The 22,828-nt window shown below is 33.0% G+C and carries 17 protein-coding genes and 1 CRISPR repeat array; of the genes, 4 read left to right on the top strand and 13 right to left on the bottom strand.

Going from position 1 to position 22,828, the window contains the following annotated elements; genetic code table 11:
- The first annotated feature begins 5 nt into the window (after positions 1–5).
- Both cas9 and ACXX80_RS11135 read left to right on the top strand, forming a co-directional pair.
- Positions 6–4,685 carry a type II CRISPR RNA-guided endonuclease Cas9 gene (gene cas9, locus ACXX80_RS11130; protein ID WP_458553234.1) on the top strand — a complete coding sequence of 1,560 codons (4,680 nt, stop codon included), beginning with the start codon at positions 6–8 and terminating at the stop codon, positions 4,683–4,685.
- A gap of 97 nt (positions 4,686–4,782) precedes the next feature.
- Positions 4,783–6,533: direct repeats of the CRISPR family, unit length 36 nt; unit sequence GTTGTGGTTTGATTAAAGATTAGAAAACACGATATT.
- A 248-nt stretch (positions 6,534–6,781) separates the two neighbouring features.
- Positions 6,782–7,303 carry a transposase gene (locus ACXX80_RS11135; protein ID WP_458553235.1) on the top strand — a complete coding sequence of 174 codons (522 nt, stop codon included), beginning with the start codon at positions 6,782–6,784 and terminating at the stop codon, positions 7,301–7,303.
- A 9-nt stretch (positions 7,304–7,312) separates the two neighbouring features.
- On the opposite strand, the gene cas2 is transcribed toward ACXX80_RS11135, so the two are convergent.
- The 6 genes from cas2 to ACXX80_RS11165 all read right to left on the bottom strand — a co-directional run bounded on the left by cas2 (position 7,313) and on the right by ACXX80_RS11165 (position 14,042).
- On the bottom strand, positions 7,313–7,642 hold the full coding sequence (gene cas2 / locus ACXX80_RS11140; RefSeq protein WP_458553236.1) for a CRISPR-associated endonuclease Cas2: 330 nt from the start codon (positions 7,640–7,642) through the stop codon (positions 7,313–7,315).
- Positions 7,618–8,532 (bottom strand): type II CRISPR-associated endonuclease Cas1, encoded by a 915-nt coding sequence (gene cas1 / locus ACXX80_RS11145; RefSeq protein ID WP_458553237.1) that lies wholly within the window; start codon positions 8,530–8,532, stop codon positions 7,618–7,620. Before cas1 ends, cas2 begins: the two co-directional genes overlap by 25 nt.
- A 204-nt stretch (positions 8,533–8,736) precedes the next feature.
- Positions 8,737–9,486: a shikimate dehydrogenase family protein gene (locus ACXX80_RS11150; protein WP_458553238.1), complete on the bottom strand. Its 750-nt coding sequence runs from the start codon at positions 9,484–9,486 to the stop codon at positions 8,737–8,739.
- Positions 9,486–10,883 (bottom strand): tetratricopeptide repeat protein, encoded by a 1,398-nt coding sequence (locus ACXX80_RS11155; protein ID WP_458553239.1) that lies wholly within the window; start codon positions 10,881–10,883, stop codon positions 9,486–9,488. The genes ACXX80_RS11150 and ACXX80_RS11155 overlap by 1 nt, the downstream gene beginning before the upstream one ends.
- 280 nt (positions 10,884–11,163) lie before the next feature.
- Complete coding sequence (locus ACXX80_RS11160; RefSeq protein WP_458553240.1) at positions 11,164–12,351, bottom strand: aspartate aminotransferase family protein; 1,188 nt, start codon at positions 12,349–12,351, stop codon at positions 11,164–11,166.
- A gap of 56 nt (positions 12,352–12,407) precedes the next feature.
- A complete protein-coding gene (locus ACXX80_RS11165) occupies positions 12,408–14,042 on the bottom strand; it encodes an OstA-like protein (protein ID WP_458553241.1) in 1,635 nt (544 codons plus the stop codon).
- 274 nt (positions 14,043–14,316) lie between these two features.
- Here ACXX80_RS11165 and ACXX80_RS11170 point away from each other — a divergent pair, with 274 nt between their 5' ends.
- Entirely contained in the window at positions 14,317–16,185 is a 1,869-nt protein-coding gene (locus ACXX80_RS11170; protein ID WP_458553242.1) for an alpha-amylase family glycosyl hydrolase, read from the top strand.
- Between the two features lie 86 nt (positions 16,186–16,271).
- On the opposite strand, the gene ACXX80_RS11175 is transcribed toward ACXX80_RS11170, so the two are convergent.
- The 7 genes from ACXX80_RS11175 to rsfS all read right to left on the bottom strand — a co-directional run bounded on the left by ACXX80_RS11175 (position 16,272) and on the right by rsfS (position 21,980).
- Positions 16,272–17,045, bottom strand: a complete 774-nt coding sequence (locus tag ACXX80_RS11175) for a superoxide dismutase (RefSeq protein ID WP_458553243.1) — start codon at positions 17,043–17,045, stop codon at positions 16,272–16,274.
- A 92-nt stretch (positions 17,046–17,137) separates the two neighbouring features.
- On the bottom strand, positions 17,138–17,407 hold the full coding sequence (locus ACXX80_RS11180) for an acyl-CoA-binding protein (RefSeq protein WP_458553244.1): 270 nt from the start codon (positions 17,405–17,407) through the stop codon (positions 17,138–17,140).
- A gap of 2 nt (positions 17,408–17,409) precedes the next feature.
- The gene (locus ACXX80_RS11185) at positions 17,410–18,060 is read right to left on the bottom strand and encodes a phosphatidylserine decarboxylase family protein (protein ID WP_417952245.1); all 651 of its coding nucleotides are present in this window, start codon (positions 18,058–18,060) and stop codon (positions 17,410–17,412) included.
- Positions 18,050–18,940 (bottom strand): phosphatidate cytidylyltransferase, encoded by an 891-nt coding sequence (locus ACXX80_RS11190; protein ID WP_458553245.1) that lies wholly within the window; start codon positions 18,938–18,940, stop codon positions 18,050–18,052. The genes ACXX80_RS11185 and ACXX80_RS11190 overlap by 11 nt, the downstream gene beginning before the upstream one ends.
- A 1-nt stretch (position 18,941) precedes the next feature.
- On the bottom strand, positions 18,942–19,544 hold the full coding sequence (locus ACXX80_RS11195; protein WP_458553246.1) for an LUD domain-containing protein: 603 nt from the start codon (positions 19,542–19,544) through the stop codon (positions 18,942–18,944).
- Positions 19,545–19,660: 116 nt separating this feature from the next.
- Positions 19,661–21,589: an ATP-dependent zinc metalloprotease FtsH gene (ftsH, locus tag ACXX80_RS11200; RefSeq protein WP_315211141.1), complete on the bottom strand. Its 1,929-nt coding sequence runs from the start codon at positions 21,587–21,589 to the stop codon at positions 19,661–19,663.
- A gap of 19 nt (positions 21,590–21,608) precedes the next feature.
- Positions 21,609–21,980, bottom strand: coding sequence for a ribosome silencing factor (gene rsfS, locus ACXX80_RS11205; protein ID WP_126455820.1), 372 nt, complete (start codon positions 21,978–21,980; stop codon positions 21,609–21,611).
- Positions 21,981–22,077: 97 nt separating this feature from the next.
- Here rsfS and ACXX80_RS11210 point away from each other — a divergent pair, with 97 nt between their 5' ends.
- A complete protein-coding gene (locus tag ACXX80_RS11210; RefSeq protein WP_458553247.1) occupies positions 22,078–22,806 on the top strand; it encodes a biotin--[acetyl-CoA-carboxylase] ligase in 729 nt (242 codons plus the stop codon).
- Positions 22,807–22,828: the final 22 nt, after the last annotated feature.

The following is a 22,828-nucleotide window of genomic DNA, read 5'->3' on the forward strand; positions in this document are numbered from 1 at the left end:
TTGACATGGCAAAAATATTAGGATTAGATTTAGGGACAAACTCGATTGGGTGGGCGATAGTTGATGATGTTGATAAAAAAATAATTGATTCTGGAGTGCGTATTTTTCCAGAAGGAGTTGTTGCAAAGACTATTGGAACTGGAGATAAAGAAGAAAGTAAAAATGCAAGTCGGCGAAATAGTCGTCAACAGCGACGTGGTTTTTATCGTAAAAGGTTAAGGAAAATAAAGTTATTGAGAACACTTATTAATCTCAATATGTGTCCTCTTAGAAATGAGGAACTTGATATTTGGAGCAAATGGGATAAACAAAAAAAGAAAGAAGGACGAATGGCTCCAGAAATACATTTGCTTGAAAATCATACTTATTGTTTGTGGTTGAAGCAAAATCCCTATTTGTTAAGAGATAAAGCACTAAACGAGAATTTAACTCTTCAAGAATTTGGTAGAGTGTTGTATCATTTAATTCAAAGAAGGGGTTTTTTGAGCAACCGTAAAGGGAAAGATGATGGGAAAATTTATAAAGGTAAAGATGGTGTAAAAGGTATAGAGGATACTCAAAAAGAATTGCAAAATTCAACGTTGGGAAAATATTTATTCGATATTTTGCCAAAAGAGGGAGAACCTTTTAAAATAATTCAAGATGAAAATGGTAATGAATTACGAGTTCGTTCAAGATATACTTTGCGTGATATGTATGTGGCTGAATTCGAAACAATTTGGAATAGGCAAGCTGCGAATTTAGGTCTTGAAACCATTGAATACACAAACGAGAAAAAAGTTTTGTTAAAAGGTGGTTTGAAAAACAAAAGAAATAATAGTAAAATTGAACATCTCAAAAAAACAAAAGGAGAAAGCAATATTGAAGTAGTTGAGTTGAATGATGAATTGTCAATAAATGATAAACAAAAATATTTGCTAAAAATTAAAACCAAACTTCCTTTAAAAGAATTTTTGGCGGGTAGAATAGATAATGATGAGGAAGGAGTCTTAAAATTTAAAAGTAATGAAAGTGTTTTGTTTTGGCAAAGACCTCTACGTTCTCAAAAAGGACTTTTAGCTAAATGCAGATTTGAACCCGATTTGAAAGATGAAAATGGGAAGTTTTTACAAAAGGGCAAAACGCCTTGTCATATATCACATCCTTTATATGAAGAGTATCGTGCTTTGCAATATATCAATAATATTGAATACGGTAAGAAACAGCGATTGGAAGAATCACAGCGTTTGCAAGTATTGGAACTAATTAACTCAAGAGACAAGAAATTTGATTTTATAGAGATAAAAAAGAAATTGAAATTAGAATATGAAACGTTTAATTATGAAGATGATGCTTTAGTTATAGGTAATTATACAACAAAAAATTTAAACGCTTTATTTACAAAATCGATACTTGAAAAAGAATATTTCCAATCTGTTAATGGCGAAAATGTAATAGAATACGGATATGAACGAATTTGGCATTTGTTTCATTATTGTGATGATAATGATATGTTGTTTAATAAACTCAACTATAATTATGGATTGTCTGATAATGAAAAAGAAAAGATATCTAAAGTAAATTTAAAAGAAGATTATTCAAGTGTCTCTCTGAAAGCCATAAAAAACATTTTACCCTATCTAAAAAAAGGATTGCGTTTAAGTGATGCTATTATATTAGCAGGTGTCAGAAATGCTTTTGGTAAGAAATGGGAATTATATAAAAATGACCACATCGACTTGGAAAAGGAATTACTAAAAATAAATCATGAAAAGTCAAACAAAGAAGGAGAAGCAATTGAAAAAATAAAAGCCTATTTGATTGAAAATAAATATGGATTTGTTGAAGATGATGTTCGATTTAAAAGACTATATCATCATAGTCAAGATGTAGTTCAAGTAAAACTAAAAGATAAAATTGATACTGTTCAAAATTTGAGAAATCCAATTGTGCAACAAGGAGTAAATGAAACTAAACGTCTTGTAAATGAATTGATTGCTCAACAAGGAAAGTTTGATCAAATTAGGGTTGAACTTGGGCGAGATTTAAAGAATAGCAAAACTAAACGGGAAGAGTTAGGTTATAAAATTAGAGAAAATGACAAGAAAAACGAAAAGGCAAAAGAATTATTGATTGAATTTGGTTTGAGACAAAGTAGAGAGAATATTCAAAAAGTGTTATTGTATCAAGAAATGCCAATTTCTATTTGTCCTTATACCAATAAAACGATAAATATTTCTGATTTACTCGGAAGGGGAAATAAATTTCAAATCGAACATATCATCCCAAAATCAATTTCATTAGATGATAGTTTTGCTAATAAAACATTGTGTGACTCAAAATTTAATGGCTTAAAAGGAAATAGATCGCCTCACGATTTTTATGAAATTAATAAAGACCCAAATCTTTGGGGAGGTGCAAAATCGTGGGAAGAAATTGAGCGACGTGCTTTTAAAGTTTTACCCTATCCTAAAGCAAAACGATTTGTGTCGAAAACAAAATTTGAAACCAATGATTTTATTCAACGACAATTAAATGACACTCGTTATATAAGTAAAAAAACGAGCGAAATTCTTTCGCAAGTTTGTTCAGATGTTCGTGTGATGCCAGGGAGTTTGACAGCTGAATTGAGGCGACTTTGGGGTTTGAATAATATTTTACATCCCATTATGACGGTGGATATTCCAAATTTGCATATTGAAGAAAATAAACACATACCGCACTATGTTGTATTAGATAATGATAAAAAACCTGTTTTATCACAACGAATTTATTATGACAGACCAACAACAAATAAAAATGAAACACTTTTGTCTGGAAGTATTGAAAAGGGAGTTTTTAAATCGAAAGAGCAGTATGTTAAATTTCAGGTAGATACACCAGATTTAGCAAATGGCGATTATTGGGCAAAATTAGTTTTGTCTAATCCACAAAACATTATACAAGTATTTAAAGACAAACCAAGTACTTTAGAAAATGAAATTGTTTTAAGAGGTAAGATTGAAAAGGAAAAATTCAAAAATGATGGATTGAATGCCATAAATGCTACTGGCAAGGAAAAAGGAACCTATTGGGCTACATTTTCAATAAATAATAAGGACTTTAAAAAACCAGTTAAAGAAGAGCAACCGAAGAAAAACGGAAAGCAAATACTTCTATTTGGAGAAGTAAAAGAAGGTCTTTTCTCCTCGTATATTTATGAATGCGAAGCAGAAATCGAAGACGGAAAGTATTGGCTCGTTTTAGATGTGGATTTTGAAAATGTAACTTTTGAAAGAGCATTAAACGAAAGACCTCTAGTTAAAGAAAATCAAATTTTGATTCAAGGCACTACAAATGATGAAAATATTTTTGTTTCGGATATGGACAATCAACATCATTTTGAAATGGAAGAAGGCAAAGGGAAATATTATGTGTTGTTTGATATCGTTTCTGAAGTAAATGAATTTTCGCCCGTAAAAACCACTAAACCAGTTCCCGAAGCAGGACAAACAATAGTTGAAGGAACAACTTGGGTTGATAAATATACTGGTGAAATAAAATTTGACCCAATCAAAAACCGAGAAGATCATCGCCATCACGCCATTGATGCTTTAGTTATTGCCTTAACAAAAGAATCCTTTTTTCAGCGGTTGAGCAAGCAAAATGCTTCAACTGAAAACAAGAAAAGAGGGAATGAACATGAAAAAGAACATTTAGATTTTCCAGAACCTTGGAATGGATTTCATACCGATGCTAAAAATATAATCAATAGTATTCTCATTTCGTTTAAGCAAAACAAAAGCATCCTAACAAAAATCACAAAGAAGATTACCAAAAACGGGCAAACTTTTAAAAGTGTAGGTATGGCTGTGAGAGGGCAATTGCACAAAGAAAATCTATATGGTTTTAGAACACCGCCAAGTGGGGATCCTGCATATCATATTAGAAAATCTGTTGAAAGTTTAAAAACGGATAAACAATTGGAAAAGATTGTTGATGTAAAAATTAAAGAGATAATAATTAAAGCTAGAAAAGCTGAAGTTAATTTGTGTAAAGAAATTGAAAAGTTAACAAAACTATTAAAATCTCCGAAAAACACCGAGATAGAGGAAGAGGAGATTAAAGAAAAAATTGAATCCTTGCGTACTAAAATTAAATCACTTTATACTTTGCCTAATAAAAACGGAGAACCAGTTCCTATTAAAAAAGTAAGGGTTGCAGAAGAAATGGGTAATGCACAGCAATTAAAATCAAAAATAAAACAATATGTAAACCCCAGAAACAATCATCACGCATTGGTTTTTGTTGATGAAAATGGTAGCTACAATTTTAACATTGAATCATTTTGGAATGTTACAAAAAGATGCAATAAAAGAGAAGATGTTTATCAAATTCCAAAAAAATATAATAGTGCAACATTGGTTGAAACTTTAGAACGAAATGATATGTTTTTAATGGGGCTTTCTGATAAGGTTTTTAGTGAAAATATATATAATGTTAAATTTTTAAGCCAGTACATATACAAAACTGAAGTTATTACAAGTACAAATAATGGCAAATCTCCTTTGTTTGAATTTAGGCATCATTTAGAGTCTTCACAGAACAGAGAATATTTTCCTCATTATGTTAGAATTACAAGTTTAGGTGAAGGGAAAAATGGATGGAGGACACAAAATCCTATAAAAGTAAAACTTTCAGCTACTGGTAAAATTGAAAAGTTGTAAATTTGGATGTTCTTTGACATTTCGTTCTAACTCTTAAACATCTCAAACCACAACTGAAAGGTATGGCATCCGCCCTGCAGGGATGCAGTAGCTTTCAGTTGTGGTTTGATTAAAGATTAGAAAACACGATATTTAATCGAAACAATAAAATGGGCGGGGTCCTGTTGTGGTTTGATTAAAGATTAGAAAACACGATATTATTGATGTGTGATAAAAAATACACACTTTTGTTGTGGTTTGATTAAAGATTAGAAAACACGATATTAAACATTCCTCTAGGTCGATATATTCTAGTGTTGTGGTTTGATTAAAGATTAGAAAACACGATATTACAATTGGGTCAAAACTAAAAGCTCTCATTGTTGTGGTTTGATTAAAGATTAGAAAACACGATATTCGTGTTTAAATTATAAGTCATGTTTACTCCGTTGTGGTTTGATTAAAGATTAGAAAACACGATATTCATCAGTTGAGGTTCCAGGATTGATTTCTAGTTGTGGTTTGATTAAAGATTAGAAAACACGATATTGGTACCGTAAAATTGGTTGCTGGTGTTCCTGTTGTGGTTTGATTAAAGATTAGAAAACACGATATTAAGAACATTTCAATTATTGATGATGTTACCGTTGTGGTTTGATTAAAGATTAGAAAACACGATATTTTGAGTATAGCAACATTGTTTTTGTTTTGCGTTGTGGTTTGATTAAAGATTAGAAAACACGATATTTATTTTACATTTTGGATAACTTGAACAACCGTTGTGGTTTGATTAAAGATTAGAAAACACGATATTGCATGATTAAAGACTGTAACCCGTATTGCGGTTGTGGTTTGATTAAAGATTAGAAAACACGATATTTAACCTACCGCAATTAAGGCGACTGCTATCGTTGTGGTTTGATTAAAGATTAGAAAACACGATATTGAATGCCGAAGCTCTTACTGCTTCTCAATTGTTGTGGTTTGATTAAAGATTAGAAAACACGATATTTTATTTTTTCAGTTCTTCCTGTACTGGAGAGTTGTGGTTTGATTAAAGATTAGAAAACACGATATTCTAATCTATCCGGTATTGTTGAAGCAATACGTTGTGGTTTGATTAAAGATTAGAAAACACGATATTTGGGTTTAATTTATTTCACATGGTACTACTGTTGTGGTTTGATTAAAGATTAGAAAACACGATATTTCATAGACTTACTTGTGTAACCATGTAATGGTTGTGGTTTGATTAAAGATTAGAAAACACGATATTGAAGGTAAGATTGTAATGTTCAAAGACCTCGTTGTGGTTTGATTAAAGATTAGAAAACACGATATTTATAATTAATATTTATGCGAATGCATATTTGTTGTGGTTTGATTAAAGATTAGAAAACACGATATTCATTCAAAGAAACCATCAAGGCTTACCTTGTTGTGGTTTGATTAAAGATTAGAAAACACGATATTTTTCATCTACGCATACATCGAGAGTGCTTAGTTGTGGTTTGATTAAAGATTAGAAAACACGATATTAGCAGTTGAGGGAATTATTAATAAAACATTGTTGTGGTTTGATTAAAGATTAGAAAACACGATATTTCAGATTTATCGAGATAAAAATTGCAGGTTGTTGTGGTTTGATTAAAGATTAGAAAACACGATATTATGCAGCTAACTAAAGAGGAACAAGAAAATGTTGTGGTTTGATTAAAGATTAGAAAACACGATATTCGTGGCAACTCAAAACATTTGAAGCAATGGGTTGTGGTTTGATTAAAGATTAGAAAACACGATATTAAAAAAGGGAAAGTTTTAAAACATACCAGCGTTGTGGTTTGATTAAAGATTAGAAAACACGATATTAGTTGGCTTGTTACCTTCTAATTATCAATAGAATAAGGAAGAATATCGTATAAAAAAATGCCTCTTTTTTGGATTGATACCCCAATATTGAGGCATTTTTTTATTTCTGGGCAGGGACAGTTCGAGATCTGTCCGTACATTATGCATATTATGATGTAATATCCACAGATTTTCAAAAAAAAGATATAAATTAATAAGATGTAATTTCCGTACACGGAAATTTATACTGTTTTTTAAATGATAATTTAATGAAAAATAGAAAGCGAAATAGAATGTTGGGATATGATTATTCGCAAAATAATTTATATTTCGTTACGATTTGTGTTCAAGATAGGAAATGTTATTTTGGGAATGTGAATACGGTAGGGACAGGTCGCGACCTGTCCGTACACGAGTCAATGAATAAATATATGGAATTGAATGAATGTGGTTCTATTGCACAAAAACAGTGGAATTGGTTGGGTAATCAATATGGGTATGTTGTTTTACATTCTTTTATAATAATGCCGAATCATGTCCATGCTATTTTGGAAATTGATAGCAATTTGATTTCTGATTGTGAAATTAAAATAAAATCATTATCTGAACTAATTGGTGCCTATAAAACCACCTCTTCAAAGCAAATTCATTTAGCCGGTTTCACTGGTTTTACTTGGCAACGTTCGTTCCATGATCACATTATTAGAAACGGTGGGTCTTATGAAAGAATTTCTAATTATATCGAAACAAATCCTGAGAAGTGGAACACAGATGTATTTTTTGAAAAATAAAAGTATTGTTTAAAATAACTCTAACTGTGTTGGTGCATCTATATTTTCTTGTTTGGACTTGCCTAAATAATTGATAATCATGCCAAATTGTTTATCTGTAATCCTTAAAACACTTACTTTTCCTAAGGCAGGAACAAGTCTGTTAATGCGTTTTTCATGAACATCAGCACTTTCGCCACTCGCACAATGCCTAATATAAACCGAATATTGCATCATACTGAAACCATCTTTCAATAAATTTCCTCGAAACTGAGAGGCATTTCTTCTGTCTTTTTTGGTTTCTGTAGGTAAATCGAAAAATACAAACAACCACATTATTCGGTATCCGTTAAGTTCCATAATTTTGGATATTTAATTTTTTTACGGTCTCCTGTAAAACATTGCTGGAGTGAACTTGCCGTTTTTTGTAACCCTACCATTAAGGGACTTTTCTCGTCCTTAAAATAAACAGTTTGGGTAAGCATTTGTAATAGTTCCGCTTTTATTGCCGTGTTGAGGTCTTGTTCTTGATATCGTTTCATAATATCAAAAACTTTTTCGTCAACAATGGGACGAAAAGGTTCCATAATATCGTCTGCAAGAGCAAAAGCATTGTATTTACTTTTATGATGAATTCCTAACGTATTCAATAATCCACTTCCTGATAGCGCACGGGCAGTAGCGGCTCTTAAAATAGCATAACCATAATTTAAAAAATTGTTGGGGTAATCGCCATAACGTTCTCTTTTGATGCCGTCTTTTTCATGATTGGGTAACGGGAAATTTTTCCAATATTGTTGTGCCGCAACGCCTTCCATATTTGTAGTATCACCGCTTAATACTTTACTGGCAAGAAATTCAAAGGTGTTCTTATTTTTGGTGATTTTTTCTAATAATTCTCCTTGATTTTTAATTTTTTCAATAATGGTTTGTTGCCATAATTGTTTTTTTAGTGGTATCGAAGCTTCTATTTGATTTTTAAATATTTCTTGTTGAATGTGGTGGCTGTTGAGGTTAAGAAACATTCCGTTGGGCAGATGATTGCTACCGCAAATAATAATAGCAGTATTGTTTTCTACAATCAAGTTGATGGCAGGAATACTGAGATAAATTTCAGCATGATCGAGAACTAGGAAACCAATGTCTTCTATTGGTATGGCATTTTCCCTAACTTCGGATTTGAGTACTAATTGTTGATTTTTCGTCGTGATTGAGGATTTGTTTTCGACGAGGATTGTTCTTTTTATCATAATTTAAAGTGTTAAATTAAATTCAAGAATTTGATTGTTAGTCAAATTAACACAATAAATAACCAACTGTTTTACGGGAAACCTCAATTTGTCTTTTAAATTACTGACATAAAAAAACGTCTTGTTTTAAAATAGCATGACCCAAAACGAGTAATGCTAATTTTAAAACAAGACGATTAAAATATTCTTAAATTATTTTTCTACTTACTTATTCCAAATCTTCCAAGCTTTCTCTGCTTGAAAAATAAGCATGTCTAAGCCGTTTTTGATTTGGGCGCCTTGTTGTTTGGCTTTTTTTAGGAATTGTGTTTCAGCAGGATTATAAATCAAATCATAAGCTATATGCTTCTCTGTGAAAAATTCATAAGGAATTAATGGAAATGCTTCCACATTAGGACTTGTTCCTACCGGAGTAGCATTTATGATTATTTGGTAATTATCAAATGTAGTTGCGTTGATTCGGTCGTAATCAATTCCATTTTCTTTGGCTTCTCTCGAAACAAAAGTATATGGAATATCAAGTTCATCCAAAGCAAAAGCGACTCCTTTAGAAGCACCTCCAGTGCCTAAAATCAAGGCTTTTTTATGGTGCGGTTGCAATAACGGTTCTAATGATTTTTTGAAACCATAATAATCCGTATTGTAACCTTTTAGTTTTCCTTTTTTAGTGATTTTAATGGTATTGACAGCACCAATTAATTCCGCTTTTTTAGATAATTTATCCAGAAATGGAATTATCGTTTCCTTGTACGGAATGGTAACATTCAATCCTTTTAAATCCGAAGTGTTTTTAATTACCTCAGGGAAGGCTGCTATTTCTGGAATATCAAAATTTTCATAAGTACAACCGGCAAAGTTTTCGCTATTGAATTTATCTGTAAAATATCCTTTAGAAAAGGAATAACTAATGTTGCGTCCTAATAATCCAAAGCGTTTTCTAACTGTATCAACCATTATTGTTTTTTATGTTTTGCAATATAATTCTGCACCATTTTTTTTGCCCAAACTACTGGAAATAAATCTTCTAAAAGGATGTAATTGTCAAAATTCAATCGCAAAGCATTGCTTAAATGGAATTTTGCTTTGGTATTGTCCGTTAGCATAAAATACAATCCTGCCAAACGATATTCAATTTCATTTTCTTCCGGAAAATACTCAGATGCTTGCAATAAGGTTTGAATAGCACTTTCAAATTCGCCTAAAAACTGCAAAATATCTACCCAAAATAACCAAGTGTCTAAACCATAATCACCAAATTCCACTGCTTTTCTATATCCAAATTCTGCTTCTTCAAAGAAGTTCATTTGTTTATTGATAGTCGCAAAGCGTTTCCAATACAAGCGGTTTTGGTTGTCAATAGCTAATGCTTTGTTGACATAAAACAACGCTTTTTGGTAATTTTTTTGACGTACGTAAAAGTCAGTAATGGCAATCCAACCTTTATCTAAAAGCGGATCTTCATGAACGGTTTGGTTGAAATATTTTAATGCCAACGCTTTTTTGCCCAGTTTTTCATAACATTTTCCCATTCTAAGTAAAGCGTACGAAGTCGCATCATCTAATTCGATTGTTCTGCTGTAGCTTTCTATGGCTTCATCGTATTTTTTTAATCGCTCAAAAGCTTTTGCTTTTTCCATGAAAGCACCAAGGAATTCATCATCGATTAAAGTAGCATAATCAAAGGCGCGAATCGCATTTTCATATTCTTTAACGCCATAATGCAAACGCCCTAATTGATGCCAGGCAATTTCACTGTATGGGTTTTTGTCAATGTATTTTTTTAAATAACTGATTGCTTCTTGGTTTTGATCTAAAAACTCAAAACAATACACTACGTTGTACAATGCTGACTGGTCTTCTAAATCTTCTTCTAAACACTTGATAAAGCTTTCTTTTGCCATTTCAAGATTGTCCATAAAAAGGTATTCCATGCCTATTAAATTATAAACATCAGCAAAATCATCGGTGTATTTTAAAGCTATTTTTAATAATTCAACTGCCTTTTCGTGTTGGTCTCTTTTAGAGCAGATATTGGCTTTTTGAATGTAAATTTCTTCATTGGTTGGTTCAATGGCATACAACTCATTCAATAGCTTTTCGGCTAATTCGAGTTTGTCATCATAGACCAGCATTTCCACTTGAACTAATTTTAGTCCGGTAGATTTTGGGTGTTGTTCCAATGCTAGTTTGAGTGCTTTTTTTGCCAAAGCGGCCTTACCCATATCGAGATAATGAAGAATAATTTCTTCAAATTCTTCGGAGTCGAAAAAGAGCACTTTGTTGGTTTTCAACATGGACTCAAATTTAGACAGGGATAAGTTATAGTCTTCTTCTTCGTTGCTTAATTGCATACTGTGTTTTTTTAATTTGGCCTAAATAAATTTAGGTAATCGTGCTTGTACTGTGAGGGAAAGTTAGAATTGTTGTGAACAATTTAATTAACAAAAAAACTTTGTTTTAAGCGGATGCTATAGCCCTGATTACTTCACTATACTTTTATTTTAATTGGAGCTCAGTGAACTTCGTTTGAAGTGGGAATCATACACTTTCGCGTGGATTACAACGTATAGCACGATACGAGCGGAGCGAACTGACAAAATAAATAGCTCCAAATTGAGATATTTTTAACTATTAATTCTTGTTCATTATTTCATCCATTACCTCAAGTATGATACTGCAACCTTCTCGTATTTCTTCTTCAGAAATGGTTAGAGGAGGTGTTATTCTAATGGCGCAACCTTCAAACAGTAACCAGAATAAAATGAGTCCTTTGTCTTGACATTTAAGAATCACTTCGTTAGTTATATCGGCACTTTTGGTCATTGCTGCTAGCATCAATCCTTTTCCTCTTATTTCTTGTATCAAAGGATGTACCAAAAGTGATCTGAATAGCTTTTCTTTCTCCATCGCTTCGGCCATGAGATTGGTCTCAGTTATTTCCTGCAAAGTCGCCAAGCAGGCTGACGCAATGACAGGGTGACCTCCAAAAGTGGTGATATGCCCCAGTTTTGGATTATCGCTCAACAAATCCATCATTGCTGATGAAGCTGTAAAAGCGCCTACTGGCATACCGCCGCCCATTCCTTTTCCCATGACTACGATATCAGGAACGACATCATAATTTTGGAATCCAAAAAGTTTTCCGGTTCTCCCAAAGCCCGGTTGGATTTCGTCAAGAATCATCATCGCACCAACTTCGGTACAGCGCTCGCGCACTTTTTTAAGGAAACCATTGTGCGGCTGAATAAATCCGGCGCCACCTTGAATGGTTTCCAGAATAATTCCAGCTGTTTTAGTCGTTATTTTTTGTAAATCTTCTTCGTTGTTGAAGGTGATGAAATCAACATCAGGAATCAACGGACGAAAGATTTGTTTGCGTTCTTCAAATCCCATGACGCTCATAGAACCCATAGTATTGCCATGATATGCATTATGACACGAAATCAACTGGCTTCTTCCGGTGGTTCGTCTGGCGAGTTTTAAAGCACCTTCAATAGCTTCTGTTCCTGAATTGACTAAATAGGTTTTGTCTAAAGGAGCAGGTAGGAGTGAGGCTAATAATTTGCAATATTGTACCGCAGGACTTTGTGAATATTCGCCATAAACCATGACGTGAGAATATTTGTCTAACTGATCTTTGATGGCTTGATTGACTCTTGGGTGTTGGTGTCCCAAAGCGCAAGCGGAAACTCCAGCCACAAAATCCAAGTATTTCTTAGCGTTAGTATCGTAAATGTAAGAACCTACAGCATGTGATACTTCCATACCCAATGGATACGGTGAGGTTTGCGCTTGGTATTTTAAGAAATCGGTATTCACGGTTATTTGTTTAATCGTTTATTTGTTAATTTGAGAGAACTGTCATTGGATACTAATTACTTTATCTTCCCTTTTTTCTTATCATAATTCAATGTTTCTTTTCGGATTTTCATAGGAATATCCTCTTTGGCTTCAGCCGCCTCAGCAGCTTTTGCTATTTTGTCGTTGTCTTCATTTTCTTCTGGAGGAAAAATATCTTCCTTGGATTTTATTCGTTCTTCACCCCGCCAGACTAGTCCTCGCAGTTTACGGGCATTTTCTGGCAATTCTTTTTCGGGATAGATTTCGCCATCTACCTGCTGAAAAAAGGTGATAGTTTCGATTTCATTTTTTTCTAAAATAAGATTGATTTTACTGCTCACATTCTTATTGATACCAATGAGTTCTTGCGCTTCGTTCCGCATGTAATAGATGACTTCGGCATTTTTTACAATATCGACATCATGAAGTTTACCTTCCTCAAATTTACCATAGAGATTTTGTCCCTTGACTTGATTATAGCCGGTTCCTATCGTGTCTTTGGAGACTATAAATGTATTATTGAGGACTTTGAGCGAATCTAGTTTTTTGGTGTTATTGTTTCCTATAAGATGCATTACATCGCCTGTGATTTGATTTTCTGCGTTCCAAAGTATCGGATTGCCAATCATTTTTGTCAAAGCAGTTTTGGAACTCGAATGAATCGAATCGCATTTGCCACTCATATCTGTTTTGAAAAATCGGACATTATTGAACGCTCTTATAATTCGGTTTCCTTCTTTTCCAGTAACCATTAATTTTTTTCCGTGGATGTAAACCGAGTCATTTTCGACAAAATTCACTGCAAGGGCTCTTTTGGTAACGTACATCGAATCCAGTTTTTTATACACTTCAGCATAATGTCCTTTTACAATTCCGCGATTGATGGAATCCGTTATTTTTACATTTCGTGTTGCCGATGCAAATTCCCGGTTTCGATCATAATACAAACTATCGCCTTTAATCACTCGATCATCGTATCTGATGTAGGATTTATTCAGGAAATGCGCCAGATTTTTTTTGGTGTCATAAAAACCTTTTTCGGTATAAATATAATTGGCTTTACTGGTAATTGTTGAAGGTCCAAAAAGATACGAATGCCCGGAATTACTGAAATAATCCAAGTGATTTGATTTAATTACATACGTTGGATTTGTGATGGTAACTGCAGTAAGGAACTGGAATTTTTTTTGTTTAACGTAATATCTTCCTGAATTACTTTTAAGCGTATTGTCTTTGTTCGTAATTGTCCCTGGAGTATCGTAAAATACTTCTTGAATGTTTCGGTCAAAATTAATTATTTCTGTGGTCAAAGTTGCATCTGGGGAACTCATTACGGCATCTCCGGAAGCATACGCTTTTTTTACATTTCCGTTGTATTCCGCATATTTACTGTTCAAAAATAAAGTATCACCTTGCACCATTTGTACATTTCCAAAAGCTTTTATGTAGTTTTCTTTTTGGAAATAATAGGCTTTGTTACATGTCATTACAACGCCATCATGATTGACACGTACGTTTCCCATAAGCAATAAAGCATCAGGAACTTCTACTTGATTTACATCGGCAAAATCAGAGTTTTCTACAATAATTTTTTTGGGGGCTTGCGCCAAAACCAAATTAGTGACAAACAGTAGTAAACAATAACGAAGGAAAAACAGTGATTTCTTCAATGGATTTAATTTTTGTCAAATTTATGAAAAAGGAAACAATCCTAATCCATATTAGGATTTATTTATAATTAGTCAATGGGGAGTCAAAGCTATGACTTTTCCTCATTAAAGTTATCAACAAATGCCGTAACTCCTTCGTTGTAGTGTTCTTTTTTAAAAACAGAATTATTTAATTTCAAACGATATAGACTTCTTTTATTTAAAAAATATTAAATTTAAAAATTGATATTCTTTTTGCTATTAAAAGAATTGAAATCAGTATAAATAATTTTTTATGATGAAAAAAATAACTATTGTTGCAGGGATAAGCGCGATGCTTTTTGCAACGGCTTGTAAAACGAAAGATTTAAAAATGAACGTAGAACAGAAACAGTTAGTCAATAATAAAAAAGAAGTTGTATATCAGGTTTTTACCCGATTGTTTGGAAATAAAAATACTACCAATAAACCATGGGGAACCATTGAGGAAAATGGAGTAGGGAAGTTCAATGATTTTACGGAAACAGCTTTGCTGGAAATTAAGGATTTGGGAGTTACTTATGTTTGGTACACCGGAGTTCCGCATCATGCTTTGATTCGGGATTATTCGGCTATTGGGATTTCTAATGATGATCCGGAAGTGGTAAAAGGACGAGCTGGCTCTCCTTATGCCGTAAAAGATTATTACAATGTAAATCCAGATTTGGCCGTAAATCCTGCGAATCGATTGCAGGAATTTGAAGCTTTAATTGCGCGAACACACAAAGCAGGATTAAAAGTGATTATCGATATTGTTCCCAATCACATTGCGCGCAAATATGAAGGAAAGAGCAATCCGGTAGGTGTTAGAGATTTTGGTGCTGATGATGATGCAACTGTTGAATACAAAAGAGATAATAACTTCTATTATATTCCAAATACACACTTTGAAATCCCGGATACGGACAAACCGTTAAATGGAGAAAAGAATCCATTAATTGATGGTAAATTCGCAGAAAGCCCTGCAAAATGGACTGGTAATGGTTCCCGTATGGCAAAACCAGATCGTAATGATTGGTACGAGACCGTAAAAGTAAATTATGGTATTCGTCCGGATGGCTCCAAGGATTTTCCGGAACTTCCAGCTGGTTTTGATACCAAATCGTATCAGGAACATTTCGATTTTTGGAAAGGAAAAGACGTTCCGGATTCTTGGGATAAATTCAAAGATATTGCCTTGTATTGGACGGCAAAAGGAGTGGATGGTTTTAGATTTGATATGGCCGAAATGGTTCCGTATGAATTTTGGAGCTACATGAATTCAGCCATTAAAGTAAATAATCCGGATGCTTTTTTATTAGCCGAAGTCTATAATCCTAAAGAATATAGAAATTATATTCACCTGGGTAAAATGGATTATTTGTATGATAAAGTAGAAACCTATGATAAATTGAAAGATGTCATTCAAGGAAGATCTTTGCCTGATGGACTATCAGATATACAAAACGGAATGGCAGATATTGAGCATCACATGTTGCATTTTCTGGACAATCACGACGAACAGCGTTTAGCAAGCCCGGAATTTGCAGGAACCCCACAAAAAGGAAAGCCTTTGATGGTGGTTTCGACTACCATAAGCACTTCTCCTACGATGGTTTATTTTGGTCAGGAAGTAGGCGAGGCTGGGAATGAAAATGCAGGATTTGGAACCCATTCCAGAACTTCAATTTTTGATTATATTGGAGTGCCAAATCACCAACGCTGGATGAACGGCGGAAAATTTGATGGTGGTCAGTTGACAAAGGATGAAAAGGTACTGCGTGATTTTTATAAAAAATTATTGAATTTCTCTTTGAATAGTTCGGCTTTAATGGGTAAATACCAAGAAATTCAAACACTTAATCGTCAAACAACTCAAGGTTACGATCCTGGAATTTATGCTTTCACACGCTGGTCTGCTACTGAAAAACTAATAGTTGTCACTAATTTTTCTTGGCTTACCACCAGTAATTTCGAATTAAAAATTCCTTCAGATATCATTCAAAAATGGAATTTGAAAGACGGAAATTATACAGTAACGGATCAATTATACCATAAAAATTCTATTCAGCTGCAGGTTTTGAATGGTGAAGGGAAAGCGCAAATTACCATCGCACCTTCAGAATCATTCATTTATCAATTGTAAAAAGAATTTTTTTGTACTAACAAAAGGATAAAAAAAATGCTGATATAAATTTATATCAGCATTTTTTTTATGATTAAAAGCGAAAGTTATTTTTTTGCAATAGCATCATAATTTTCTTCTACTTTGCTCCAATTGATGACATTAAAAAACGCATCGATATAATTTTTTCTTCGGTATTGGTAATCTAAATAATATGCATGTTCCCATACGTCTAAAGCTAGTATTGGTGTTCCGGGAATAAGTGCATTACGCATCAAAGGATTGTCTTGATTAGGAGTACTGGTTACTTGTAGTTTTCCAGTTCTGTCTACTATAAGCCACGCCCAACCGGAACCAAATTGTTTTGTTGCTTCGTTTTTGAATAGTGACGTAAAGTTATCAAAAGATCCAAAATCTTTGATAATAGCTTCTGCTAATGCATTTGTTGGTTCTCCTCCAGCTTTTGGAGCCATACATTTCCAGTATAAAGAATGATTGTAAAATCCACCAGCATTGTTACGAAGAGCAGCATCATTAGGATCTAATTTTGACAAGACTTCTTCGATTGTTAAATTTTCTAAAGGCGTTCCTAATACCGCTTTATTCAGATTGTTTGTGTAGGTCAGATAATGCTTGGAATAATGCATTTCTAAAGTCGTAGCTGATATACTTGGTGCCAACGCATTATAAGCGTAAGGTAATTTTTCTAATTGAAAAGACCCTTCTTCTGCTTTTACGTCATCGGGTGATCCCATTATGGCAACAGTTTGTTCCGTTGTAGGTAAAGGGACTTCCACAACCTCAGTTAATTTCTTATTGTTGCAAGAAAGTAAAGTCATAAATAAAAATAAACCAGAAATTAAAAAATTCAGCTTTTTCATATGAAGATAATATTTGTTTTTTAGCGGAATATGGTATCGCCATTCTTCATTCCTATTTGTGATTTGGAATCATGGCGATTTCATAATTTGTATTATTTTTTGATCAGTGTGCTAATTATTTCTATGTATTGTTCCTTGGCTTGTTCAGCTGTCAGATGGCTAATTTGCATCCAGGCATTAGTTTTAAAAGCATCTCTCAAATGGTATGATGAAGTTTGTTTTAAATCTAAAGTTCCAAAAGTTGCTTGTTTGTAAAAAGCATAAAGTCGCAATTGAACATCTTGCGGTAAAGATGTCTGCGTCATTTCAGAAGCTATTTCTACTGCCTCTAAAAATCGAGTATCTAAATCTTTTTCAATCATGCTTATTTTGTAGCAATAATAGTTTTTCCTCCGATTGCTTTTTGATTCAATACTACATTTACTTCTGTTCCTAGTGGTAAAAAGATATCGACTCTTGAACCAAATTTTATAAAACCAGCATCAGTTCCCTGAATTACTTGCATTCCTTCTTCGGCGTAATTTACGATTCTTCGAGCTAAAGCTCCAGCAATCTGACGGTATAAAATTTCACCAAAGGTTTTGTTTTCGATGACAACTGTAGTTCTTTCATTTTCTTCACTGGCTTTTGGATGCCAAGCCACCAAGAATTTCCCCGGATGATATTTACTGAATTTTACAATTCCACTTAATCCATAACGCGTAACATGTACGTTTATTGGAGACATGAAAATGGAGATTTGTAAACGTTTATCTTTGAAATACTCGCTTTCAAACACTTCTTCAATAACCACAACTTTTCCGTCTACAGGAGCAAGAATATGATTTTCATTGATTATCACTGTTCTTTTTGGATTTCTGAAAAATTGCAGGATTATAATCAAAAGTAATAAAGTAGCTATTTGTATAGCCATTTTGATCCAGTTGGTGTCAATGAAATTGTCAGACAATAAAAGGACAACAGCAGTGAAAATAGTACCTAATAAAATAGATTGGGTTCCTTCTTTATGAAACATAGTTTAAAATTTGATAAAATAAAAATATAATTGGTGCTACAAATATAACACTATCTAATCGATCTAGTATACCTCCATGGCCAGGCATTATGTTTCCGCTGTCTTTTACACCGGCAATACGCTTGAATTTAGATTCAATTAAGTCTCCTATTGTACCTGCTATTCCAACAATAACAGCTATTGAAGTCCAAATCAAAATGGATCTGTCGCTAAATTCAGGATTAGCCTTTATGTAGTATTTTGATATTAAATAACCCGCTAAAATGGCAAAAAGTATTCCGCCTAAGAACCCTTCAATTGTTTTTTTAGGAGATATTTTTTCAAACAATTTGGTTCGGCCTATAGATTTACCTACAATGTAGGCAAAGGTATCATTGGTCCAGATTAAGATAAATAATCCGATTATAATTTTTGGATTGTAATCATTTATTCCAAACGAAATTTTTGTGATAAATACAAAAGGAAGAATAATATATCCTAATAAATAAAGGTATTTTGATGAAGTGCTTATTTTTTGAATGTTGTCATAAAATAAAAAAAGGATACATTTTATGGATACGACTAATGCTACAACTAATAAAACGACATCTAATTGTTGGATATTTATTGCTATTTCTAAATCAGTATTGAATGTCTGATTGATAGTGTCTGTAGTAATTTTATTGTAATGGCTTACTAAAGTTACTACTGTATAAAGAGCTGTTGCAAAAAGAATTGGAAAGACTTTATTTATTTGAATTAAATTACAAAATTCATAAACTGCAATAATAAGGAATATACCAAAAAGGATAAAAAAGCTTTCAGTAGAATATAAAATAGAAGCAAGTAATAATATAATATAAATAGCTCCTGATATACCTCGTTTTAGAGTTTCATTCATCTTAAAGATCTTCTAAAAGCAATAAATATAGATTTTTTGCCGAACTTCCGTATTGTGTGAAATCTTCTTCTTTAGCTTTCTCGAAATATTTTATTGTAGTAATATTGGTAGGATAATCTCTTTCGTATTTCTTTTTTATAGCACTAAGTCCATCGCTTTTTGCAGCAAGAATTTGGCTTGTATTAGCTATAATGATAATATTGGTAGGTAATTCGTTAGGTTTGTTTTGTTTAATTTGTTTTGATGAGAAAAGGATAGAACCTTCCTCAGCAATTAAATTCTCACAACTTGCAAGAAGAAACTTGGGGCTTACAGGTTTGTTGTAAGTAAGTTTGTTGTCATCAAGCATTTCAAAAAGGTTTGGTTCATAGCATAGAACTTCGCTTTCAAACCAATCGTTTTCTTCTAGTATATTTTCAAAATGTTCTTTTACTTCATCAGCGTTTTCGCAATACAAAAACTTACCACCATTTTTTTTAAAATTGTAGATGAATTTTTCATCTATAGAGGTTGCATTATCAGTATGGGATTTACTAAATTCACTTTCTTTATCTTCCTCAGAAGCCGGATTGCTAGAACCAAAAAATTTTCTAAAAAGACTCATATTTTTGTAAAATACTATAATTTGTTATTTGAAAACGTCCAAAGATAAAAAAATCTTAATTCAAAAGTAGTTTTTGAATTAAGATTTTAAAAATAATTAAATAATTTGTGTGTTTTCTAAGATACGACTTCCTCAAGATTTTTATCAAATGTTCTTTTTCCGAAAATAGCTTCTAAGTCATCTTTAAAAATGACTTCTTTCTCGATTAAGATATTTGCCAGTTGATTTAGTTTGTCTTTGTTCTCTTCTAATATTTGAATCGCTCTTTGGTATTGACCTTCAATTAGTAATGAAATTTCTTCATCAATAACTCTGGCTGTTTCTTCTGAATACGGTTTAGAAAAGTTGTATTCGCTTTGTCCTGTTGAATCATAATAGGTTACATTACCAATTTTTTCATTCAAACCATAAACAGTTACCATAGCACGTGCTTGTTTAGTAACTTTTTCCAAATCGCTTAAAGCGCCAGTTGAAATTCTGTTAAATGTTACTTTTTCAGCAGCTCTTCCTCCCATAGTAGCACACATTTCGTCTAGCATTTGATCCGGACGAACAATTAAACGCTCTTCTGGCAAGTACCAAGCGGCTCCTAAACTTTGTCCTCTAGGAACAATGGTTACTTTAATTAATGGAGCAGCATGTTCCAGCATCCAACTAACTGTTGCGTGTCCTGCTTCATGAATTGCGATTGCTTTCTTCTCATCAGGAGTTACAATTTTATTTTTCTTTTCAAGACCACCTACAATTCTATCTACAGCGTCAAGGAAATCTTGTTTGTCAACTGCAGTCTTATTGTTTCTAGCGGCAATCAAAGCAGCTTCATTACACACATTTGCAATATCCGCACCAGAAAATCCTGGAGTTTGTTTGGCTAAAAAGTCAGTATCTAATCCTTCAATTTTTTTCAAAGGTGCAAGGTGAACTTTGAAAATTTCAGCTCTTTCGCGAATGTCTGGTAAGTCAACAAAAATTTGTCTGTCAAAACGACCTGCACGCATTAATGCTTTATCCAATACATCAGCTCTGTTTGTCGCAGCCAAAACGATTACGTTAGAATTTGTTCCAAAACCATCCATTTCTGTCAGTAATTGGTTCAATGTATTTTCACGTTCGTCATTTCCGCCTGACATATTGCTTTTTCCTCTTGCTCTACCTACTGCATCAATTTCATCAATGAATATGATCGCAGGAGATTTTTCTTTGGCTTGTTTGAATAAATCACGCACACGAGAAGCACCTACACCTACAAACATTTCAACAAAATCAGAACCTGATAAAGAGAAGAATGGTACTTGAGCTTCACCTGCTACAGCTTTTGCCAATAAGGTTTTTCCAGTTCCTGGAGGCCCTACCAGTAATGCTCCTTTTGGTATTTTTCCACCTAGATTAGTGTATTTTTCAGGATTTTTCAAGAATTCAACAATTTCTTGTATCTCTTCTTTTGCTCCTTCTAAACCAGCTACATCTTTAAAAGTAGTTTTGATGTCTGTTTTTTCGTCAAAAAGTTTAGCTTTAGATTTTCCAATGTTAAAAATCTGTCCGCCACCGCCACCAGCACCGCCACCAGACATTTTTCTCATGATAAATATCCAAACGGCAATAATTATTATTATAGGCAATAAACTGATTAAAATATCTGACCAATTATTTTTTGGCAAGAAGTTAAAATCTTTCAATTTACCTTCAGCAACTGCTTTTTCTAGTTTGTTTTGGAAAATTTGATCGTTACCAATGTCAAAAGTATAATGAGGGCCTTTGTTAGGTCTGTCAAATACGTCTTTAGAAACTTTTTTGTGCGCAGCATCTTTCAATGCTGTTGCATTAAGAAAAACTTCAGCTTCAGTTTTGTTGTAAACTATAACTTTCTCAATCTGGCCTTTTTCTAAATAATCGTTAAATTTAGAAGAAGTTAATTGACCTGGTTCGTTTAAACTAGAACCGCCAGTTATAAAACTTATAAACAAGAAAATTAATAATATTGCAGTGTAAATTAACCAAGGGCTTACTTTAAACTTATTCGAATTTGGATTATTATCTTTAGCCATTACTAGGAGTTATGTTTCTTTAGTATTTGTTTTCAATGGTGGTTATTTTTGCATCGCCCCATAAACTTTCGATGTTGTAGTATTCACGGATGTGTTTTTGAAATACATGAACCACAATATTTACATAATCCATTAGTACCCATTCAGCATTATCAGTTCCTTCAACATGCCATGGCTTGTCTTTCAATTCTTTGGATACTGTTTTTTGTATGGAGTTTACTATGGCGTTAACTTGTGTATTTGAATTACCGTTACAAATTACAAAATAGTCGCAAACCGCTGTATCTATTTCTCTTAAATCAAGGATGGTAATATCATTTCCTTTTACTTCTTCTATCCCCTTAATGATGTTCGCTAATAGAACGTCATTATTTATAGTCTTTTTCGCCATGAATTATTTTTATATATAAGTTTGTAAAGTTACCATTTTTTGTGATTATTTTTGAACCTTAACACAATATTAAATTCTGTTTCACAAAAAACTGTATATGAAACTAATCAAACTCGATGCCATAGATTCTACAAACGAATTCCTTAAAGGCTTATCGAATAAACAAGAGTTGGAAAACTTTACTGTTGTAACTGCTGAGAATCAAACAAAGGGGAAAGGTCAAATGGGTGCTGTTTGGGCCTCTGAGACGAGTAAAAACTTAATAATGAGTCTTTTGGTTAAGGATTTTTTAGAAGATATTTGTCAGATTTTCAACCTTAATATTGCAGTTTCACTTGCTGTAATTGAAGTTTTAGAATCATTTAAGATTCCTGATCTTAGTATAAAATGGCCTAACGACATAATGTCATACAACAAAAAAATAGGTGGCATTTTGATTGAAAACAGTATCAAAAGTGACGGAACCATCATTTCTATTGTCGGTTTAGGGCTAAATGTGAATCAAACCAATTTTGATAATTTACCAAAAGCCTCTTCTTTGGCGGTGATTTGTGATGCAAAATTTGATAAAGAGGAAGTGCTTTTTTCTATTTGTGATACAATTGAAAAAAATGTTAAGGTATTCAAACACAATGCTGCCGTTTTGTGGTCAGATTACAGCAATAAATTATATAAAAAAGGTTTGCCAATGCCTTTTTCAGACCAGAAGCAACAAAATTTTATGGGAATTATTCAAGGCGTTTCTTCAGTTGGAAAACTGCAGGTTCTTCTGGAAGATGACAGTATTGCTGAATTTGATATTAAAGAAATTCAAATGTTGTATTAACAGCCAATAGTTGCAATTCAAT

This window comes from Flavobacterium sp. GNP002 (assembly GCF_054343795.1).

Excerpts from the sequence above, each read along its gene's own strand:
- cas9 (WP_458553234.1), top strand. The coding sequence starts at position 6 with ATGGCAAAAATATTAGGATTAGATTTAGGGACAAACTCGATTGGGTGG.
- ACXX80_RS11135 (WP_458553235.1), top strand. The coding sequence starts at position 6,782 with ATGAAAAATAGAAAGCGAAATAGAATGTTGGGATATGATTATTCGCAA.
- cas2 (WP_458553236.1), bottom strand. The coding sequence starts at position 7,642 with ATGGAACTTAACGGATACCGAATAATGTGGTTGTTTGTATTTTTCGAT.
- cas1 (WP_458553237.1), bottom strand. The coding sequence starts at position 8,532 with ATGATAAAAAGAACAATCCTCGTCGAAAACAAATCCTCAATCACGACG.
- ACXX80_RS11150 (WP_458553238.1), bottom strand. The coding sequence starts at position 9,486 with ATGGTTGATACAGTTAGAAAACGCTTTGGATTATTAGGACGCAACATT.
- ACXX80_RS11155 (WP_458553239.1), bottom strand. The coding sequence starts at position 10,883 with ATGCAATTAAGCAACGAAGAAGAAGACTATAACTTATCCCTGTCTAAA.
- ACXX80_RS11170 (WP_458553242.1), top strand. The coding sequence starts at position 14,317 with ATGATGAAAAAAATAACTATTGTTGCAGGGATAAGCGCGATGCTTTTT.
- ACXX80_RS11175 (WP_458553243.1), bottom strand. The coding sequence starts at position 17,045 with ATGAAAAAGCTGAATTTTTTAATTTCTGGTTTATTTTTATTTATGACT.
- ACXX80_RS11180 (WP_458553244.1), bottom strand. The coding sequence starts at position 17,407 with ATGATTGAAAAAGATTTAGATACTCGATTTTTAGAGGCAGTAGAAATA.
- ACXX80_RS11185 (WP_417952245.1), bottom strand. The coding sequence starts at position 18,060 with ATGTTTCATAAAGAAGGAACCCAATCTATTTTATTAGGTACTATTTTC.
- ACXX80_RS11190 (WP_458553245.1), bottom strand. The coding sequence starts at position 18,940 with ATGAATGAAACTCTAAAACGAGGTATATCAGGAGCTATTTATATTATA.
- ACXX80_RS11195 (WP_458553246.1), bottom strand. The coding sequence starts at position 19,544 with ATGAGTCTTTTTAGAAAATTTTTTGGTTCTAGCAATCCGGCTTCTGAG.
- ftsH (WP_315211141.1), bottom strand. The coding sequence starts at position 21,589 with ATGGCTAAAGATAATAATCCAAATTCGAATAAGTTTAAAGTAAGCCCT.
- rsfS (WP_126455820.1), bottom strand. The coding sequence starts at position 21,980 with ATGGCGAAAAAGACTATAAATAATGACGTTCTATTAGCGAACATCATT.
- ACXX80_RS11210 (WP_458553247.1), top strand. The coding sequence starts at position 22,078 with ATGAAACTAATCAAACTCGATGCCATAGATTCTACAAACGAATTCCTT.